Here is a 17,848-nt window from a genome sequence, read left to right as displayed (position 1 = left end):
CATGATGCACTTCCAAGCAATTTATTATAACGAAATAACTAAAAAATGGTAAATTATACCCAAATAGCGATAAACCGTTAAAAGTACTATACTTTAGTAAAATATAAAGACATGGGGGTATTATGCTTTGGAATTGCGACAATTACGAGTATTTTTAGAAGTAGCGAGGCATAAAAGTATAACGAAAGCTGCAGAGCATTTGCATGTTTCACAGCCAGCACTGAGCAAGTCGATCATGGCCCTGGAAGAAGAGCTGGGCATGTTGTTAATGATTCGAAGTAATAAGACAAGCGAGATCACCGATGCTGGAAAAGTGGTGTTGGAATATGCACAAAAAATGACGCTGCTGCTTGACGAGATGACAGATACCTTGAATGACATGACAAACCTGACACGGGGACAGATAAATGTTGGATTGCCTCCGTTTATTGGCAGCTTATTTTTTCCGCGGGTAATGGCTAAGTTTCATCATTCCTATCCGAATATTGGTTTGAATATTACGGAGTATGGAGGGGCTAGGGTGGTGAAAAGTGTCGAAGAAGGAGAATTTGAACTTGGAGTAGCCGTTCTTCCTATTGACGAAAAGCAGTTTCATGTCTACCCGATTGTAGAAGAAGAAATGAAATTGCTCGTCTACAAAGACCACCATCTAGCTTCAAAAAACGAGGTAAATATAAAAGAATTAAAGGACGAGGAGTTTATTTTTTATCATGAAGAATTTGCGCTTCATCAAATTATGAGGAATCATATTATCGCTGCTGGCTTTGAGCCAAAAATCTTATTTAAGAGTTCTCAATGGGACCTGATGTCAGAGATGGTTGCCGCAAATCTCGGGATTACCATTCTTCCGCAGTCCATCTGTAATCGTCTGTTTAACAAGGACATAAAGATTATTAACTTAAAACAAGAAATCTTATGGAAACTTGCAGTTATCACGAAGAGGGACCGGTATATCTCTAACGCTGGGAGAACCTTTATTGATTTCATTTTAAACGAACGTCTATAACTTTTAGTTATGAAACTCATTCTGAATATGTATTTTACGAATGGTTAATTTCGTCGTACCATTATCCTATTCTTAAAAAAGGTTTTTGAAAGAGTTAACCCAACTCTTTTTTTAATAGAAAGGATTTTACGATGAAATTAACAGTTATTGTCCTACAGGTATTGTTCATACATGTGTTTTTATTTTTAGGTGCTGCGTTAAAGGAAGTGATTCCGCGCCCAATACCAGGATCGATGTTTGGTTTGATTCTCCTTTTTCTCGCACTTTATTTTAGAATTGTAAAGCTGGAATGGGTAGAAAAAGGGGCAAAATGGCTAATGGCCGAGCTGTTATTGTTCTTTGTTCCATCAGCCGTTGGGATTGTGAATTACGACGATATTTTAAGTCTGCAAGGAGCAGAAATTGTTCTATTGATTGGAATCAGCACCGTCATTGTTTTAGGGATGACGGCTCTTGCAGCAGAAAGAATAACTGGCAGAAAAAGAGGTGAGCAGCATTGATGATGATTTTGTTTACTGTTCTTACATTTATTATTTACCGGTTAGCGAAGTTGGTTTATTCCAAATTTGCCGTAGCAGTCTTTCATCCATTGTTGCTTGCACCTATTCTATTAATCCTGCTGATTAAAGGTGTGAATGTTTCTGCTAATCAATATCTGGATGCTACCAAATGGCTCACACATTTATTAGGACCAGCGACAGTTGCATTTGCTGTTCCGATTTATAAGCATTTACCTACGATAAAAAAATATATAGGAACGATTATGATTAGTGTAACGACAGGAACGTTGGTGGCGATTTTTTCGACATTTGCCCTCTCAAAGATGATTCATTTAAAATCTGACTTTTTAACTTCCATTCTTCCAAGATCGATTACGACGCCAATTGCCATTGAGGTTTCAAAAGAAATTGGCGGCCTGCCAACTCTTACGACAGTTTTTGTCATTATCACAGGGGTAATGGGTGGGGTAATGGGACCTTCCGTCATCAAGTGGCTGTCAATAAAAACACCTATCGCAAAAGGGCTCGCTCTCGGAATGGCCGCACATGGTGCAGGGACCAATAAGGCCATGGAATATGGAGAACAAGAAGCTACATTTTCATCCTTAGCGATGATTTTCGCCGCTTGGATTACACTCCTTTGGGGAGTTCTATTAATTCCAGCATTGATCCATATGAAGCCTTTATTCTAGAAGATCATCAAAATAACAAAGCCATCCTCAATTGGGGATGGCTTTAAGGCGCTATTATGATTCATTTTTGATTTTCGTGTAGGTATGAGAATTAATAGGCGGAGAATTTCCTGTTAACGGATAAAGAGGAAGCTTAAGGAGCAGATATAAGCGGAGATATTCCGGTTAACTTCTATAAAGAGAGACAAATCCAAAGATTTGGATCATATAACCGGAAAAAGTCCGCTTATTTTTAAGGAAATATGGGTATTTTCCAATATAGCCGGAATTTTTCCGTTTATTTTTGAAACACAGTAAATCATCATCAGAATTTAACAAAAAGATATTAGCCTCGGATACCTGCGAGTTTATTTTTTTTCCACTTTTACTAACCCTTTTCCAAAATTATCTTTCTCAAAATAGCAAATAACCACATCACCAACTTGAATTTTTTCACTCGATGTGATGCTTTCAGCAGAAAATTCAATCTTGGTTCCATCTTCACTTTGCCCATAAAATTGATCTTCTTTAATTTGACTAATTTTGTATTCAACCGTTTTGTATTCAGACGTTTCATTGTCTTGAGTGGTAACAGGAGTGCTGGTTTGGGATTTGATAATCATTAGCACGGTTAAGATAGATACGAGTATTCCAAGGATGATTATTTTTTTGAACATACTACTAACCTCCCATTAATATTTTAAGAGATGTTTGGGGAAAGTAAATCCTACTAATTTCCTTTAGTCTTTCTACCTATAAAATTATTTGTATCTAGGGTTTAACACTTCAATAATAAAAAAGCGAACGATTTAATACTAAATTTAATTAATATGCGGTAAAAGACGAATGAATATAAAATAAAGCTAAATATTGTTCATATATTATTGCTAAACGACTATGATGTTGTTATACTAGTCTAAACGATAAACTATTGTAATATATCTAAATATTCACTATAATTCTATTTATTAATATTTAATCGGGTAATGAATTATTAGATACCTAAGAACACACCTTATTGTTTCTAAGTCCTGTGAAATTTGATTGACTACAAGTAGGAGGGATACATCTATGAAAAACTTATTGAAAAAGTGGAATCAAATCAGTCTGGTAAAGCAAATATCTATTGGTTTACTAATTGGTATTATCCTGGCTGTCGCAATTCCAGAAGCAGCAAAACCAGTTGTCATTTTAGGATCGTTATTTGTTGGAGCATTAAAAGCTATTGCACCAGTACTAGTTCTATTCTTGGTTATGTCAGCAATAGCACAGCACAAGAGTGGGCAGCAAACCAATATGAAATCGATTATATACCTATATCTTCTAGGAACATTTCTTGCTGGATTAATTGCCGTAATTGCAAGCTTTATTTTCCCAGTAAGCATTACTCTTACAAAGGGCGCCGAGGATTTGGCGGCTCCAGGTGGAGTAGTAGAGGTAATTAAAGAATTACTGTTAAACGTTGTCGATAACCCGGTTAATGCGATTGCAAATGCAAATTATATTGGTATTTTAGCTTGGGCGATTGTTCTAGGGTTGGCTTTAAAAAGTGCTCCAGAATCAACTAAAACACTGATTACTAATTTTTCAGACGCTGTATCGAAAATGGTGACATGGGTCATCAAACTGGCACCGCTAGGGATCATGGGTCTAGTGATTGATTCCATTACAACAAATGGACTTGAGTCACTCTTAAGCTATGGAAAATTACTTGTCATCCTGATTGGATGTATGCTATTTGTGGCATTCGTTGTCAATCCACTTATCGTATTCGTGAATGTACGTCAGAACCCTTATCCACTTGTTTTAAAGTGCCTTAAGGAAAGTGGTATTACTGCATTCTTTACACGTAGTTCTGCGGCTAACATTCCGGTAAATATGAAATTATGTGAAAAACTAGATTTAGATAAAGATACGTATTCTGTATCGATTCCATTAGGCGCCACCGTCAATATGGCTGGTGCAGCGGTTACCATATCAGTTTTAACCCTTGCAGCGGTTCATACACTGGGCATTCAAGTGGATATTGCTACAGCGATTCTCCTCAGCATCGTTGCAGCTATTTGTGCGTGTGGAGCTTCAGGTGTTGCCGGCGGCTCACTATTATTGATCCCGCTCGCTTGTAGCTTATTCGGAATTCCTAATGATGTAGCGATGCAGGTAGTTGGAGTAGGTTTTGTCATCGGTGTGTTACAAGATTCCTTTGAAACGGCGCTTAATTCCTCAACGGACGTCCTTTTCACAGCAACCGCTGAATATAAGAAGAGGATAAAAGAAGGTAAAAAAGTCGATATCAAAAAAGTTGCATAACAAGAAGCTTATCCCTTTTGTGAAGACAGGACGACCTGTCTTCACAAAAGGGTTTTTTTATTGGTAAAGAAATTACTTGTGGGTATAGTTTCTTATTTTTTTTACCATATTTCTTATATGCCAATAACATAATCACTAAATCTGCTATTAAAATGAATGGCGAAGCGAATAAGAAAAGTATAAGTAGCCAACCAGCCCCTTCTCCTTTGCTAATATTGGTTGCTATCAAAAAATACACACTTCCCACGAACATTAAAATTTGTATAAGCAATAATAAAAAATAATTCCCAATTGATTTTAAAACTACTTTCTTACCAGCTATATTGATTTTCTTTTGCAAAAATAATACTGGTAAAAGCGGAATGGCTAATAGAACTATTAATATAAACAAAACAAAAAAATCACCTCTATAGCTTTGTATCAATTAAATATTTTTTAGTCAATAACTTTTGGTCAAGCTATTTATTACCCAATAATTATAATCCACTTTTTTATTTTGGTTAAAAAGCAACAAAGTTTGCAAAAAACAACTAAATGAAATAACCACAGTGATTGGAAACATATCTTTTGAGAACAGTTTGGATTTGTCCTTAAGCCCTTATATGAAAGACAAATCTTTCAGTAGTCTTGCAGGATTTGTCCTTAATACCCTATATGAAGGACTAATCTTTCAGTAGCTTTTAAGGATTTGTCCCTAAGACCCTTTATGAAAGACAAATCTTTTAATAGCCATCCAAGATTTGTCCTTAAGACCCCTTATGAAGGACAATTCATTCAGTAGCCTTCAGGGATTTGTCCTTAAGCCCATATTTGAAAGAAAAATCTTTTAGTAGCATTCTGAGTTTTGTCCTCTGGAAGTCCAATGATGGTACAGAACCATAGAGTCTGTATCTTTGGTCGACTCGTTTTGGCGGTATGATGTATGTATTTGTATGGATCGGATTTGTGGCATCGTAACAAGACTTCCTTAACAAAGTTGTCACTATCTCGCTGCCACAAATTAACAACACAGAAGTATAATAAAAATATAAGAAATAGTTTTTTTATGAGAGGATGATAGCAATGTTAACGGATTATTCAAGAATCGTTGTTGCATATGATCATTCGAAATTAAGTAAAAAAGCATTGAAGATGGCCATGAATTTAGCAAAGCAGGATAAACAACATTGAATTGTTGGTGGTTATGGTCACACAACCTGATAGACCTATGGTTTACTCCTATGGTTATGCATTTGAGGCATACCATGAAAAGCAACGGGAAGAAGTAAAAGCCATCCGTAATGAGCTTGAGCAGGAATTGGAGTCGCTGCCTAATAAAACTAGAACATTTGCGATAGAGGGCAATCCAGGTCACATGATTGTGGAATTTGTGAAACAAAATGACGCGGATCTTGTTGTGATGGGAAGCAGAGGATTAAGTGGATTGAAGGAACTATTCTTAGGAAGTGTCAGCCACTATGTCGTACAAAAGGCACACTGTCCCGTTTTTATTGTGAAATGACTATATGAAAAAAGCTTGTAGAAAAAGTCCAATAGGACTGATTCTACAAGCTTTTATTTTTGGAAAACCAATGGCATAAATTCAGCATAGCTATCAAGGTGAAAATCTGCTTCGATGTTGCGGTTTTGAAAAGCAACTGTTTTAATTCCAAGTTGTCTAGCCGGAAGTAAATCCAATTCCCGGTCACCCACGACCAAGTCGATGTCATACTTTTTCAAGACAAATTCATAAGAAGAGGGATGAGGTTTTCTGTTGAATCCTTGTTCTTCAACAGAAACAATCTCTGTAAAGTATTTTGATAAACCGTATTTTTCAAGCAAGTAGTCGGCCGACTCTCTGTCACGATGGGTCACAATAATATTGTTATCAACCGCTGCTAACACTTCTTTTAAGTGTTCAAACGGCTTACTTTCTTTCGAATATTGTATATCTAGTTGTTTATACTCGGCACGGCGGTCTTCATTGATCCCAAAATGTTTAAAAGCCGTTTTCGAATCGACTTTCAACCATCGTAAGACTTCATTGCGGTCAAGGTCACGCTGACTTAATCTAACAAAACCCTCCACCAGGGCTGGATATGTATCAAAAAGCGTACCATCAAAATCCCATAATATGTTCAACATGTATCCCTCATTTCAAAAAATAATCTTTAAAAGTATTACTTTATCATTTTCTAAACTATAAAACCAGCGAGGCTCTTTAGCATGATTTGGAAACAAAAGGGATAAGTGGAAAATATAGGTATAAGGTAGGTAGAACAAATAAGGAGAATGACACATTTACAGATAATTCAAAAAATAATAACATGGAAATGTAATCGATTTCAAAAATTTAGATATCTTGTAACCTTAGACTAAGAGTAACGCACTATTATTAAAAATTGTTTAATAATAGTGCGCTACACATAAATGTAATCGATTACATTTATGTTATCAAGATACCAAAACTTAAGGTGGGTAAGGTAAATAGATCGAAGGGAGGAGTACATAACACTAGAGTTAGTACAAAGTTAATGAAGCGATGGTAGTAGTTTTTAAACAATGAGGAGGAGTATATGGATATGAAGAAAATAGTATGTGTTTTCATTTCGACGGTTTTATTGACAGTGCTAATTGCAGGTACGATTAATCCTGATGTGCCTTCAGCAGCACAAAACAATACAAAGGTACGTCTTGCGCTTGTGGGTGTTTGGCATGTACATACGAAAATGTTTATTGAAAAAATAGCTAAACAATCAGCTGGAAAAGTTGAATGGGTAGCGGTTTGGGACCATGATGCTGAACGAGGTAAGAAATATGCAGAAATGCTTGGTGTTCCTTATGAATCTGATTATCAAAATATCCTGGATAACGAAAACATAGATGCGGTTATGATTGAAGCCGAAACTAATTTACACAAAGATCTTATTATCCGCGCTGCAAATGCAAAAAAGCATGTTTTTACAGACAAAGTCATAACCACTACTGTTAAAGATGGTTTAAGTGTGAAAAAGGCAGTTGAAGAAAATGGTGTAAAACTGGTAGTCTCACATGAATCCTTACCTATTGGTTCATATCAATATGCTAAGAAATTAGTTGACGAAGGAAGTCTTGGTGATATTGTTGCCATTAATTTTAGGCGCGCACATGGTATGGCGAAAACAAACAATCTGCCTGAAACCTGGTATGACAAAGATGTAGCAGGAGGTGGGGCCTTAATTGACCTAGGCGTACATGGTATGTCCATGCTTACTTATCTTGCAGGAACACCAACGAAGGTTTCGTCTTTTATGAAAAACTGGACAGAAAGAGAAGTTGAAGATAGTGCAACAATCATGCTGGAGTTTGAAAATAAAGCTATCGGTACGGCACATACGAATATGGTTACAAGCATAATGGAAAATTCATTAGAAGTAATCGGAACAGATGGGATCCTAGTAGTCTTGGGTGTGGAAGGTAGAGAATCTGTTTATCTAAATTCTAAACATATTTCGGGGATGGAAACAGGAATGAATTTGATTGAACCGACTGTGTATGGATCGGATGGTTCAGTTCCAATAAACTTATTTATTGATTTTGTTTTAGATGAGTCCAATAAGGATCAGTATTTACCTGGATTTGATATAGATACTGCGCTAACAGTTGTTGGTATTGCAGAAGCTGCCTATAAATCTGCTAAAACAGGAGGAAGTGCGGTTAAGTTTAAAAAATCTTGGTAATGCCAAAAGAAAAGAGTAATTAATTTCATGCAGCTTAACATATTGTAAAAAAGGCAATTTTAACCTGTGGTTAAAGTTGCTTTTTTCTTTAATTTCAAAGGGACGTAAAATTTTATTGGTAAAAAATACTTTACATATAGAAATATGTAGACTAACATAAAAATAACTTCATACGATTTAACTACTAGGGGTGCCCGGAACTTGGGGCTGAGAGAAAAACGTTACGTTTTTTAACCCTTCGGACCTGATCTGGATTATACCAGCGTAGGAAAGTAGCCAAGTGAAATTACCTTTTTCTCTAACTATTAAGCCAGGTCCTATTTTAATGGATCTGGCTTTTTTATTTTTAGAAGACTAATAGGTGAATGAAAAAGATGGGGGTTGTTGTGATGAATCATCACGAAGTAAGTTCTATTTTACAAAGGGTTAGAGATGAAAACCCGCTCGTACATAATATTACCAATGTAGTGGTCACCAATTTTACCGCAAACGGTCTTTTAGCACTTGGGGCTTCACCCGTAATGGCTTATGCTCCAGAAGAAGTAGCGGATATGGTGAGAATTTCACGTTCGCTTGTACTGAATATTGGGACCTTAAACAAGGACGTGGTCAGCTCGATGATCTTAGCTGGAAAAACAGCCAATGAGCTGGGAATTCCGGTCATCTTCGACCCTGTTGGTGCAGGAGCCACCCTGTTCCGTACAGAAATGGCACAAAAAATAATTGAAGAGGTGAAGATATCTGTTATACGTGGAAATGCCGCAGAAGTCGCCAATGTTCTAGGCGAAAAGTGGGAGATCAAGGGCGTGGATGGCGGTGCACGTCAGGGAAGCAATGTCGAATTGGCTGTCACCGCGGCACAAAAGCTGCGTACCACTGTCGTGATTACCGGGAAAGACGATGTACTGACAGATGGGAAGACAACGTTTTTGGTTTCCAATGGTCACCCTCTGTTAACAAAAGTGACAGGAACAGGCTGTCTGTTAACCTCTGTCATTGGAGCCTTTGCAGGAGTTGAAAAGGACTTACTGCTTGCTGGGGTGTCGGCGCTAACCTTTTATGGAATTGCAGCGGAGAAAGCATTCGAAAAGGCGGGTGATTTGGGACCTGGTAGCTTCCAGATTGAATTTTTAAATCAACTATCACACGTTTCTTCTGAGGATATTCAACAATTAGCGTCATTCAAACAAGTATAAGGAGTGGACATCATGAAAAAAGCATTAACGATTGCTGGTTCCGATAGCGGCGGCGGTGCAGGAATTCAGGCGGATTTAAAAACTTTTCAAGAGTTAGAGGTTTTCGGGATGTCAGCACTGACAGCCGTTACGGCCCAAAATACTTTGGGGGTTCAAGCGGTCTATCCTATGACAGCTGAGGCGGTGAGCAAACAAATCGAGTCGATTGGCGAAGATATGGGTGCTGACGCTATTAAAACAGGCATGCTATTTAATGCAGACATCATCAAAGCTGTTTCTGAAAAAATAGAATACTACAACTGGCAAAATGTAGTGGTGGATCCTGTCATGATTGCAAAGGGTGGGGCGTCACTGCTCCAACTTGAGGCCATTACCGCATTGAAAAAGTATTTATTACCACTGGCGATGGTGATCACACCAAACATTCCTGAAGCGGAAGTTTTAACAGGGATTTCCATTCGAACAGATGAGGATAAAGAGGAAGCCGCTAAATATCTTTATAACTTAGGTGTTAAACATGTGGTGATAAAGGGCGGGCATGATGATGACCGTGATGTGTCGGTTGATCTTTTATATGATGGGAACGAATTTAAGACGTTTACGAGTAAAAGAATTCCGACAAAGAATACTCATGGAACAGGGTGTACGTTTTCAGCAGCTGTTACTGCAGAACTAGCCAAAGGGTTAAGTATTTATGAAGCGGTATCAAAAGCGAAGCATTTTATCCAGGCAGCCATTGAAGATCAGCTGCTGATTGGTCAAGGTCATGGACCAACCAATCACTGGGCATATCGAAAAAGAATGGTGGCGATGAGGTAGGTGACCAGCATGAATATTAGCAATAGTGATTTAATAAAAGAAGCATTAAAAGTTTACTTTATAATGGGCAGTCCTAACTGCAAGGACAATCCAGCCCGGGTATTGCAGGAAGCGATTGAAGGGGGAATAACCCTTTTTCAATTCCGCGAAAAAGGTACCGGTGCTTTAACAGGGAATGCAAAAGTTGACCTGGCCAAAGAACTTCAGCAAATATGCAGAGAGCACGAAATACCTTTTATTATCAATGACGATATCGATTTGGCTCTTGAACTTAACGCGGACGGTGTTCATATCGGGCAAGAAGATCAGCCTGTAGCGGAAGTTAGAAAGAAGATTGGCCAGGATAAAATCATTGGAGTTTCTGTACATAGTTACGACGAGGCCATGAACGCATTAGAGGGTGGTGCTGATTACTTTGGCATCGGGCCCGTTTTTCCAACGAAAACAAAGGAAGACACCAAACCTTCAAACGGAACAAAGCTAATAGAAGAACTGCGAGACAGAGGAGTAAGTATTCCGATTGTGGGAATTGGTGGAATTACTGCAGAAAACGCAGGGTCTGTTATCCAAGCAGGTGCTGATGGAGTTTCGGTCATTACCGCGATTAGCCATGCAGATTCTGTTACAGAAGCAGCAAAAAACTTAAAAAGAATGGTTTTTGAAGGTTAGAAGTCTTTTATCCTATTCTATGAAGCCAAAAGTCAGGTCAGAAATCTTAAAAACGGACTCATGAATAGTCTATGAGGCCAAAACGTGTTTAAGAAAGCTGTAATTGGGACTCATGAAGGGTTTATGAGACCAAAACTTATGTAAGAAATCTAAAAAAGGGTCCCATGAATGGTCTATGAGGCCAAAACTCATGTAATCAGGGTCCCATGAATAATCTAAGAGGCTATCTATTTATTAAAATTTCATACTAGCACTGGGGGAGCCGAAACTGGCTGAGATTAGACTATTAAAGGTCTTAAACCCCTGAACCTGATCTGGGTAGTACCAGCGTAGGGAAGTGAACGATACGTCCATGAACTGTTTGAACCATAATGGAATGTATTAACCCGTAATCCCCCAGTGCTTATTAAAAAATCGGAGGGATTTTTTTTATGAGAAAAACACATAAACTTACATTGACAGCGATGATGATCGCGATTGGTACTCTCTCGAGTAATTTATTGTTTATTCCGGTTGGGTTCACAAAGGTGTTTCCGATTCAGCATTTCTTGAATGTTTTGTCTGCAGTCTTATTAGGACCGGTTTATGCGGTTGCCCAGGCACTTTGTGTCTCCATCTTACGAAATATCATGGGAACTGGATCGGTTTTTGCCTTTCCAGGAAGTATGGTTGGTGCCTTGTTGGCAGGGCTCCTCTTTATGAAAACGAGAAAGATTTATATGGCTTTTTTCGGTGAGGTCATTGGAACGGGCATTCTTGGAGCGATCCTCTGCTATCCAATCGCCACTCTATTAATGGGGCAGGAAGCTGCCGTATTTGGATTTATCCCGTTATTTATTTTTAGCTCGATTGCGGGTGCACTTATTGGCGCCATTATCCTATCAGTCTTTTTAAAAAAGAAGGTTGCTATATTTACTCAAAACGGAACGACTATGAAATAGAAAGGAAGTACCATCATGGAACTGCAGCAAATCATTAATCAACTAATGACGGTCTTACAATCAGATTCGTTATCAGACGATGAGTTTAATCATTATGCCTTACAACTATTCGCCTATCAGTACACAAATAACCTTCCCTTTCGGAAGTTCTGTCAGCAAAAAGGCAAAACCATACGGACAGTGAAATCATGGAAGGACATTCCAGCGGTGCCGATTAATGCATTTAAAGAGGTGGCCCTGACCTGTACGCCGCCTGAAGAAGCAGAAAGGTATTTTATGACAAGCGGCACCACACAAGGTGTGAAAGGGAAGCATTATCATCCGACCTTACAAGTATGGAATCTATCGATGAAAACCTATTTTAAACAGCGTTTTATGAAAGAAACGGAAAAAATCCGCATGGGGATTCTGTTTCCGACGGAGGAAGAAATGCCAAATTCCTCATTAGCTCGTTATTTAGCGCTTGCGAAACAGGAGTTTGGTACAGAGGAGAGTCACTATCTTCTAGGTGAAAATGGGATTGACCTTGAGAGGCTGATTCAAGAATTGGAGCATGCAGAACGTTCAGATGAACCTTATGCAATATTAGGAGCTTCGTTCAGTTTTGTTCATCTGTTCGAAGAACTCGCAAAAATCGGCCGCAGCTTTCAATTACCGGCTGGAAGTAAGATTTTAGATACAGGTGGATTTAAAAATCAGTCAAAAGAATGGGAACTCGGCGAGTTTTATCACGAGTTATCGAGAGTACTAGGTGTCCCGAGAAAAGATTGTATCAATATGTACGGTATGACGGAGTTAAGTTCACAGCTATATGACACTGGAAATGAACAGGTTCCATCTATTAAATCCGGTCCTCATTGGCTGAAAACGAGAATTATACATCCGTTAACAGGTAAAGAAGTGGCTGAGGGGGAACGTGGGGTTATCGTCCATTGTGATCTGGCAAACTTTAATTCTGTTAGTACTATTTTGACCGAAGACTTAGGTATGAAGGTTGGTGAGGGGTTCCTTCTATTAGGCAGGGTCCAAGGAACTGAGGCAAAGGGCTGTTCGCTTGCCGTTGAGGAATTTATCAAGGCAGCCACGGAGCCAACACGATGAGAGAAAGAGTTGGATACCTTCCTGATATCGGGGAAGAAATCATAGATACCAAGATTCTTACCTTTACTAGAAAGGGTGAAGTGCTTGAGGTAGAAGCGCCACAACTTACTATGGAGCAAATGCAATTGGTGACAGAAAAGGTTAAAACAGCAAGTTCAGAAGTATTAAAAAACATGAGTATCACTGAGATAATTTCGATCATTGACTCCGCCATAGAAGTTCTGCTCGATCGTCATTCAACCTACCGGAAAAAAGCAGAAATGCTGCTGCCAATTGTTACCGGATACGATAAAGAAATGATTCGCCTGGGGCTTACTTCTTTTTTAAAAAAGTTCCGCAAACATGAGCTGCAGCGTTTTGTGGTCGAGGACTTAGGAAATCCCTTGCTGCTAGATGGTTTCCAGCCTCGCGTAAAAAGGGGATATTCAAAAGCAGTGGGACCCGACTTGATTCTCCATGTATGGGCTGGAAATGTACCCGCACTCCCCTTATGGAGTCTGATTTCAGGGTTATTGGTTAAGTCTGGCAACATTGGCAAGGTATCGAGTGCCGAGCCGTTGTTTGCTGGCTGGTTCGCACAGGTTCTAGTCGAAGTGGCTCCCCAATTAAAAGACTGCCTGGCGGTTGTCTGGTGGAAGGGTGGAGATGAGGCACGAGAAAAGGAGATTTTTAGATATGCAGATGTTGTCGTCGGCTATGGAAGTAATACTTCGCTAGAATCCATGAGTAGAAGAATTCCTGTCACCACTCGTTTCCTGCCATTCGGACATAAAGTCAGTTTCGGGGTAATTAGTAACGCTGCTCTAGACTCACGGAAAGCATTAGCCACTGCTCATCAAGCCGCATTTGATATCATCCAATTTGATCAACAAGGCTGTTATTCCCCACATATTTTCTATGTTCAAAAAGGGGGAAATGTAACACCGGCTGAGTTTGCGCAGTATCTTGCACAGGAACTAGAAAGTTATCAAAAACGTTACCCGAGGCGCACTCTTACCTTAGAAGAAATGACAGCCGCCGTCCATTGGCGTAACCAAGAAGAGGTATCTTCTTTTTCAAACCCTGCGAAACAAGTATTTGGTCAAACGGATCACCATTGGACCGTTGTTTATGAAGAGGGTGCTGCGTTCTCACCAACTTGTTCCAACCGTACGGTGAAAGTTATTGCTTTTGATGAGTTAGAGGACATTTTGCCAAGTATCCAGCACTATCGTAAATTCTTACAAAGTGCTGGTATTGCTGCCGCTCCGAAGGACCTGTTTCGATGGGCTGAAAAGTTTGGAAATATCGGTGTAACAAGAATTACTGCTCTTGGGAAGATGACTTCTCCTGAAGCAGGCTGGCATCATGATGGCAGGTTTAATTTACTAGATTTGGTTCAAATGGTTGATATTGAGCATTCAGCGGAAGAGTATGCGGAGTATTTTGCAGCTTATATTGATTAGGAGGCAGAAATGGCTTATTTGAGTTTACAAGATGTTCGTTACAGCTATGCAAAAAATAACCTGATTGTCGATGCTGTAAGTTTCGATGTAGAAAAAGGAAAGTTTCACAGTTTACTAGGTAAAAGCGGCTGTGGAAAAACAACGCTATTAAAGCTGGCGGCAGGATTATTAACCCCAAATGAGGGTTCAATTCTGTTACAAGGTGAAAGAATAAAACCTTCAGAAAAAATAGGCTTTGTATTTCAGTCACCAACTTTATTGGAATGGAAAACAGTAATGGATAATGTTCTTTTACCCGTTTCTCTTAAACATAAAGTAACAAAAGAACATGTAGAAAAAGCAGAATCCTTATTAGACTTAATGGGGCTATCTCATTTAACAAAGGAATACCCAACTCGGTTATCTGGCGGACAGCAAAGTCGAGTATCGATTGCAAGAGCGCTCATCGGATCGCCGACCTTGCTTTATATGGATGAGCCTTTCTCAGCTCTTGATGCCATCACAAGAGAGGAGCTTCAAGATGATCTTCTCCGGCTTTGTGAACTCCATCAAATGACGGTGTTATTTGTTACCCATGATATTTCAGAAGCGGTCTATTTGTCAGACAGGATTGCGGTTATGGATAAAGGGAGAATCATTCATGAACTTTTTGTAGATTTGCAAGACCGGCACACACCAGATAGTCGATATTCCGGGCAGTTTAGTCAGCTTTGCCTGGAAATCCGAACGGCCATTAGTGGAGGACAAAGATGAAAAAAGTATCAATACATTCCTGGTTATTATTCATCTTGATTCTATTACTCTGGGAAATGCTGGCCAAGCAAATGTCCGAACTGGTCCTTCCAGCACCGTCCGTTGTGGTCACCACACTGATAGAGGGATTAACGAGTGGTTATTATACCCCCCATATTCTCCGAACCAGTTTGGAAATTGTCATTGGACTTTTTCTCGGGAGTTTATTAGGAATCCTTACGGGCATTTGGATGGGTGAAGTGGAGTTTATCCGAAAGCTATTATTTCCTTATGTGATAGCAAGTCAAGCTGTTCCAAAACTTGCGCTGGCGCCATTATTTATTCTTTGGTTTGGTTTTGGAATGACGTCAAAAGTTGTCATAACTGCTTTAATTTGCTTTTTCCCGTTAATGGAAAATACTGTTACTGCCATTCAATACACAGATCCTAAAAAATTAGAATTGTTTCGGGTGTTAGGGGCCAACCGATGGCAAACCTTGTTTAAATTAAAAATACCTGCAGGGCTGCCCAGTATCATGGCTGGTTTTCGGGTTGCCGTTGTCCTCGCTGTTGTCGGTGCTGTAGTGGGGGAATTTATCGGAGGCAGTGAGGGATTAGGTGCTTTGATTATCGCTTCCCAAGGGATGATGGACACACCGTTAATGTTTTCGGTGCTTATTTTAATTACCATACTTGGAACCTTTCTCTATCAACTGATTTATTTTATTGAACGTCACATATTTAAATATAGAAATCATTAAGGAGTTTATTACAAATGAAATTGAAAAGAAGTATTCCAGCAGCCGTCATCATCCTCGTATTGTTGTTAACAGCTTGTGGTTCTAATAATAAGCAGCAAGCCGCTGCAGTAACAGAGCAAGATACAGTAAAAATCGCCAGCTGGAGTCAGCCGATTTCAGAACAAACGAACCTACTAGTAAGTGAGGAAAAAGATTTTTTTAAAAAAGAGGGTTTAGATATTGAATTTATTACAGGTGCAGGGGGAGGAGATGCGATAAAAAATATCCTTTCAGGTAAGGCCGATATTGCCTTTACCGATCCAGGGTCTCTCTATTTTGCATTAAATCAGGGGGAGAAATTAAAGGTTATTTATAATATTTATCCTCAAAACGTATTCAATGTTGTGTCTTTAAAAGAAAAAAATATCACGAACCCAGAGGATTTAAAGGGGAAGAAGATTGGCGTGTATAGCCTTTCCAGTGGTACCAGGCAAAATCTTCTTGTTCTATTGAACCAAGCAGGCCTATCCGAAAAGGACGTTACCATTGTTGAAACAGGTCTTTTGAATTTTGCCCCGTTAATGCAAGGTCAGGTTGATGCCACGGCTGCAACGGACACTGGCTTAGTGACAGCAAAGGAAAAGGGATTGGTGGATGTTAATGTCCTTGAAGTAAAGGATCATATAAATGTCCCGAGCGATGTTTTCGTGGTCACAGAAAAAACGTATAACGAAAAAAAGGATTTACTGAAAAAGTTTGTTAAAGCCTATCAAACGAGTGCGGAGTGGATGATTGACGAACCAGAGGAAGCTGCTGCTTTAGCCGTAAATTATGCAATTGACGGCAAGGATGAAAAACATAATTTAGATATTATTAAACTGCGAAACGAAGCCAGTATTTCGGATGCCACTAGCGAAAAAGGATTAGGAGCATTAGAAGTCGATGTCCTACAACAGGGTGCTGATATCTATAAAAAGTTAGGACTAATTGATAAGGATTTACATTTGTCAGAAGTAATTGTTGAAGACCTTTTGAAATAGGAGGAGCATGTGGGAAAATTTGAGAGTAAAACCGTATTAGTTACAGGTTCAAGCAGAGGAATTGGAGCAGCCATCGCGAGAGGTTTTGCAGCAGAAGGAGGAACGGTCATTGTTAATTATCTTCAAAATGAAGAAGCTTCAGAAAAAACAGTGGCTTCTTGTCTTGAACTTGGTGGTGATGCTTGGGCGATTCAAGCAGACGTTACATCTGAATCGGATGTTAACCGTATGATGAAGCAAATTGAGTTAGAAGTAGGCAAATTAGATGTAGTGGTCAATAATGCCTTTAAACCCTATATGTTTAATCCCGATACACGAAAAATGTTCTCTCAATTAAAATGGGAAGACTATCAGGAACAAATCGATGGAGCAGTAAAATCTACTTACTATGTATGTCAACAAGCCATCCCCTTAATGAAAAAACAAACCAGAGGAAGCATCGTTAATATCGTAACAAACTTAGTGGAACGGCCAATTATTCCTTATCATGATTATACAACAGCTAAATCAGCATTAATGGGGTTTAGCCGCAATCTTGCCGTTGAATTAGGAGCATTTGGGATACGAGTGAATTGTGTGGCACCTGGTTTGGTGTACCCAACCGACGCAAGCCGAGAAACAAAAGAAGAAGTAAAGGAAATGATCATAGCCCAAACCCCGTTAAGGAGGATTGCCCAACCGGAGGATATTGTAGGACCCGTCTTGTTCTTATCCTCCGAATGGAGTGAGTTTATGACAGGGCAGACACTGTTTGTTGATGGTGGGCTCGTCATGAGTTAGGATAGTTTATTCAAAATCTTATGTAAATGATTTATAGAATAATAGGGGCCTTTAGCTGGGCCTCTTTTCCTATTTATCTTTAGAACATTCTTTTCTCAACCTTGAAGGTTTGAAACAATAAAATAGGCTTTTATATTAGTAGCAATACCCACCCATTATACATATTTTGTTGGGGAAGGTATAGCGGTATTAACCTATTT

Annotated in this window: 20 protein-coding genes and 2 riboswitches; of the genes, 17 read left to right on the top strand and 3 right to left on the bottom strand. The window is 39.1% G+C overall.

Going from position 1 to position 17,848, the window contains the following annotated elements:
• Nucleotides 1-127: 127 nt before the first annotated feature.
• From QFZ31_RS04905 to QFZ31_RS04895, 3 genes are all read left to right on the top strand, one after another.
• Complete coding sequence (locus tag QFZ31_RS04905) at nt 128-1,006, top strand: LysR family transcriptional regulator (RefSeq protein WP_307301370.1); 879 nt, start codon at nt 128-130, stop codon at nt 1,004-1,006.
• A gap of 131 nt (nt 1,007-1,137) precedes the next feature.
• Nucleotides 1,138-1,506 (top strand): CidA/LrgA family protein, encoded by a 369-nt coding sequence (locus QFZ31_RS04900; protein ID WP_307301368.1) that lies wholly within the window; start codon nt 1,138-1,140, stop codon nt 1,504-1,506.
• Nucleotides 1,506-2,198 carry an LrgB family protein gene (locus tag QFZ31_RS04895; RefSeq protein ID WP_307301367.1) on the top strand — a complete coding sequence of 231 codons (693 nt, stop codon included), beginning with the start codon at nt 1,506-1,508 and terminating at the stop codon, nt 2,196-2,198. The genes QFZ31_RS04900 and QFZ31_RS04895 overlap by 1 nt, the downstream gene beginning before the upstream one ends.
• Nucleotides 2,199-2,545: 347 nt before the next feature.
• On the opposite strand, the gene QFZ31_RS04890 is transcribed toward QFZ31_RS04895, so the two are convergent.
• Nucleotides 2,546-2,854: a hypothetical protein gene (locus tag QFZ31_RS04890; protein WP_307301365.1), complete on the bottom strand. Its 309-nt coding sequence runs from the start codon at nt 2,852-2,854 to the stop codon at nt 2,546-2,548.
• A 394-nt stretch (nt 2,855-3,248) separates the two neighbouring features.
• Here QFZ31_RS04890 and sstT point away from each other — a divergent pair, with 394 nt between their 5' ends.
• The gene (sstT, locus tag QFZ31_RS04885; protein ID WP_307301363.1) at nt 3,249-4,487 is read left to right on the top strand and encodes a serine/threonine transporter SstT; all 1,239 of its coding nucleotides are present in this window, start codon (nt 3,249-3,251) and stop codon (nt 4,485-4,487) included.
• Here the strand turns inward: sstT and QFZ31_RS04880 are convergent.
• The gene (locus tag QFZ31_RS04880; protein ID WP_307301361.1) at nt 4,471-4,878 is read right to left on the bottom strand and encodes a hypothetical protein; all 408 of its coding nucleotides are present in this window, start codon (nt 4,876-4,878) and stop codon (nt 4,471-4,473) included. The two genes, sstT and QFZ31_RS04880, sit on opposite strands and share 17 nt — an antisense overlap.
• A 671-nt stretch (nt 4,879-5,549) precedes the next feature.
• On the opposite strand from QFZ31_RS04880, the gene QFZ31_RS04875 reads away from it, so the two are divergent.
• Both QFZ31_RS04875 and QFZ31_RS04870 read left to right on the top strand, forming a co-directional pair.
• Entirely contained in the window at nt 5,550-5,657 is a 108-nt protein-coding gene (locus tag QFZ31_RS04875; RefSeq protein WP_307301360.1) for a universal stress protein, read from the top strand.
• Between the two features lie 7 nt (nt 5,658-5,664).
• On the top strand, nt 5,665-5,988 hold the full coding sequence (locus QFZ31_RS04870) for a universal stress protein (protein WP_307311378.1): 324 nt from the start codon (nt 5,665-5,667) through the stop codon (nt 5,986-5,988).
• 53 nt (nt 5,989-6,041) lie between these two features.
• Here QFZ31_RS04870 and QFZ31_RS04865 read toward each other — a convergent pair whose 3' ends face one another.
• Nucleotides 6,042-6,611 carry an HAD-IA family hydrolase gene (locus tag QFZ31_RS04865; protein WP_307301358.1) on the bottom strand — a complete coding sequence of 190 codons (570 nt, stop codon included), beginning with the start codon at nt 6,609-6,611 and terminating at the stop codon, nt 6,042-6,044.
• A gap of 437 nt (nt 6,612-7,048) precedes the next feature.
• On the opposite strand from QFZ31_RS04865, the gene QFZ31_RS04860 reads away from it, so the two are divergent.
• The 11 genes from QFZ31_RS04860 (at nt 7,049) to QFZ31_RS04810 (ending at nt 17,648) form a co-directional block, all read left to right on the top strand.
• Nucleotides 7,049-8,185, top strand: a complete 1,137-nt coding sequence (locus QFZ31_RS04860; RefSeq protein ID WP_307301357.1) for a Gfo/Idh/MocA family protein — start codon at nt 7,049-7,051, stop codon at nt 8,183-8,185.
• A gap of 176 nt (nt 8,186-8,361) precedes the next feature.
• Nucleotides 8,362-8,473, top strand: a riboswitch (TPP riboswitch).
• A gap of 101 nt (nt 8,474-8,574) precedes the next feature.
• The gene (gene thiM, locus QFZ31_RS04855) at nt 8,575-9,381 is read left to right on the top strand and encodes a hydroxyethylthiazole kinase (RefSeq protein ID WP_307301356.1); all 807 of its coding nucleotides are present in this window, start codon (nt 8,575-8,577) and stop codon (nt 9,379-9,381) included.
• Between the two features lie 12 nt (nt 9,382-9,393).
• Nucleotides 9,394-10,200 (top strand): bifunctional hydroxymethylpyrimidine kinase/phosphomethylpyrimidine kinase, encoded by an 807-nt coding sequence (thiD, locus tag QFZ31_RS04850; RefSeq protein WP_307301355.1) that lies wholly within the window; start codon nt 9,394-9,396, stop codon nt 10,198-10,200.
• A 9-nt stretch (nt 10,201-10,209) separates the two neighbouring features.
• Nucleotides 10,210-10,869, top strand: a complete 660-nt coding sequence (gene thiE, locus QFZ31_RS04845) for a thiamine phosphate synthase (protein ID WP_307301353.1) — start codon at nt 10,210-10,212, stop codon at nt 10,867-10,869.
• 245 nt (nt 10,870-11,114) lie between these two features.
• Nucleotides 11,115-11,222, top strand: a riboswitch (TPP riboswitch).
• Between the two features lie 78 nt (nt 11,223-11,300).
• Nucleotides 11,301-11,810, top strand: a complete 510-nt coding sequence (thiW, locus tag QFZ31_RS04840; RefSeq protein ID WP_307301351.1) for an energy coupling factor transporter S component ThiW — start codon at nt 11,301-11,303, stop codon at nt 11,808-11,810.
• A 15-nt stretch (nt 11,811-11,825) separates the two neighbouring features.
• Entirely contained in the window at nt 11,826-12,911 is a 1,086-nt protein-coding gene (locus QFZ31_RS04835) for a long-chain fatty acid--CoA ligase (protein ID WP_307301349.1), read from the top strand.
• A complete protein-coding gene (locus QFZ31_RS04830) occupies nt 12,908-14,356 on the top strand; it encodes an acyl-CoA reductase (RefSeq protein ID WP_307301348.1) in 1,449 nt (482 codons plus the stop codon). Before QFZ31_RS04835 ends, QFZ31_RS04830 begins: the two co-directional genes overlap by 4 nt.
• 9 nt (nt 14,357-14,365) lie before the next feature.
• A complete protein-coding gene (locus tag QFZ31_RS04825; protein WP_307301346.1) occupies nt 14,366-15,109 on the top strand; it encodes an ABC transporter ATP-binding protein in 744 nt (247 codons plus the stop codon).
• Nucleotides 15,106-15,849, top strand: a complete 744-nt coding sequence (locus QFZ31_RS04820; protein ID WP_307301345.1) for an ABC transporter permease — start codon at nt 15,106-15,108, stop codon at nt 15,847-15,849. The genes QFZ31_RS04825 and QFZ31_RS04820 overlap by 4 nt, the downstream gene beginning before the upstream one ends.
• 14 nt (nt 15,850-15,863) lie before the next feature.
• Nucleotides 15,864-16,868, top strand: coding sequence for an ABC transporter substrate-binding protein (locus tag QFZ31_RS04815; protein ID WP_307301343.1), 1,005 nt, complete (start codon nt 15,864-15,866; stop codon nt 16,866-16,868).
• Between the two features lie 9 nt (nt 16,869-16,877).
• Entirely contained in the window at nt 16,878-17,648 is a 771-nt protein-coding gene (locus QFZ31_RS04810; RefSeq protein ID WP_307301342.1) for a 3-oxoacyl-ACP reductase, read from the top strand.
• Nucleotides 17,649-17,848 lie beyond the last annotated feature (200 nt).

The organism is Neobacillus niacini (assembly GCF_030817595.1).
Taxonomy (GTDB): domain Bacteria; phylum Bacillota; class Bacilli; order Bacillales; family Cytobacillaceae; genus Neobacillus; species Neobacillus niacini_G.
This window is presented reverse-complemented; position numbering and strand designations above follow the sequence as displayed.

Bases quoted from the DNA above. Each gene is read 5' to 3' on its own strand.
- QFZ31_RS04900 (WP_307301368.1), top strand. From the start codon at position 1,138: ATGAAATTAACAGTTATTGTCCTACAGGTATTGTTCATACATGTGTTT.
- QFZ31_RS04895 (WP_307301367.1), top strand. From the start codon at position 1,506: ATGATGATTTTGTTTACTGTTCTTACATTTATTATTTACCGGTTAGCG.
- QFZ31_RS04890 (WP_307301365.1), bottom strand. From the start codon at position 2,854: ATGTTCAAAAAAATAATCATCCTTGGAATACTCGTATCTATCTTAACC.
- sstT (WP_307301363.1), top strand. From the start codon at position 3,249: ATGAAAAACTTATTGAAAAAGTGGAATCAAATCAGTCTGGTAAAGCAA.
- QFZ31_RS04875 (WP_307301360.1), top strand. From the start codon at position 5,550: ATGTTAACGGATTATTCAAGAATCGTTGTTGCATATGATCATTCGAAA.
- QFZ31_RS04865 (WP_307301358.1), bottom strand. From the start codon at position 6,611: ATGTTGAACATATTATGGGATTTTGATGGTACGCTTTTTGATACATAT.
- QFZ31_RS04860 (WP_307301357.1), top strand. From the start codon at position 7,049: ATGAAGAAAATAGTATGTGTTTTCATTTCGACGGTTTTATTGACAGTG.
- thiM (WP_307301356.1), top strand. From the start codon at position 8,575: ATGAATCATCACGAAGTAAGTTCTATTTTACAAAGGGTTAGAGATGAA.
- thiD (WP_307301355.1), top strand. From the start codon at position 9,394: ATGAAAAAAGCATTAACGATTGCTGGTTCCGATAGCGGCGGCGGTGCA.
- thiE (WP_307301353.1), top strand. From the start codon at position 10,210: ATGAATATTAGCAATAGTGATTTAATAAAAGAAGCATTAAAAGTTTAC.
- thiW (WP_307301351.1), top strand. From the start codon at position 11,301: ATGAGAAAAACACATAAACTTACATTGACAGCGATGATGATCGCGATT.
- QFZ31_RS04835 (WP_307301349.1), top strand. From the start codon at position 11,826: ATGGAACTGCAGCAAATCATTAATCAACTAATGACGGTCTTACAATCA.
- QFZ31_RS04830 (WP_307301348.1), top strand. From the start codon at position 12,908: ATGAGAGAAAGAGTTGGATACCTTCCTGATATCGGGGAAGAAATCATA.
- QFZ31_RS04825 (WP_307301346.1), top strand. From the start codon at position 14,366: ATGGCTTATTTGAGTTTACAAGATGTTCGTTACAGCTATGCAAAAAAT.
- QFZ31_RS04820 (WP_307301345.1), top strand. From the start codon at position 15,106: ATGAAAAAAGTATCAATACATTCCTGGTTATTATTCATCTTGATTCTA.
- QFZ31_RS04815 (WP_307301343.1), top strand. From the start codon at position 15,864: ATGAAATTGAAAAGAAGTATTCCAGCAGCCGTCATCATCCTCGTATTG.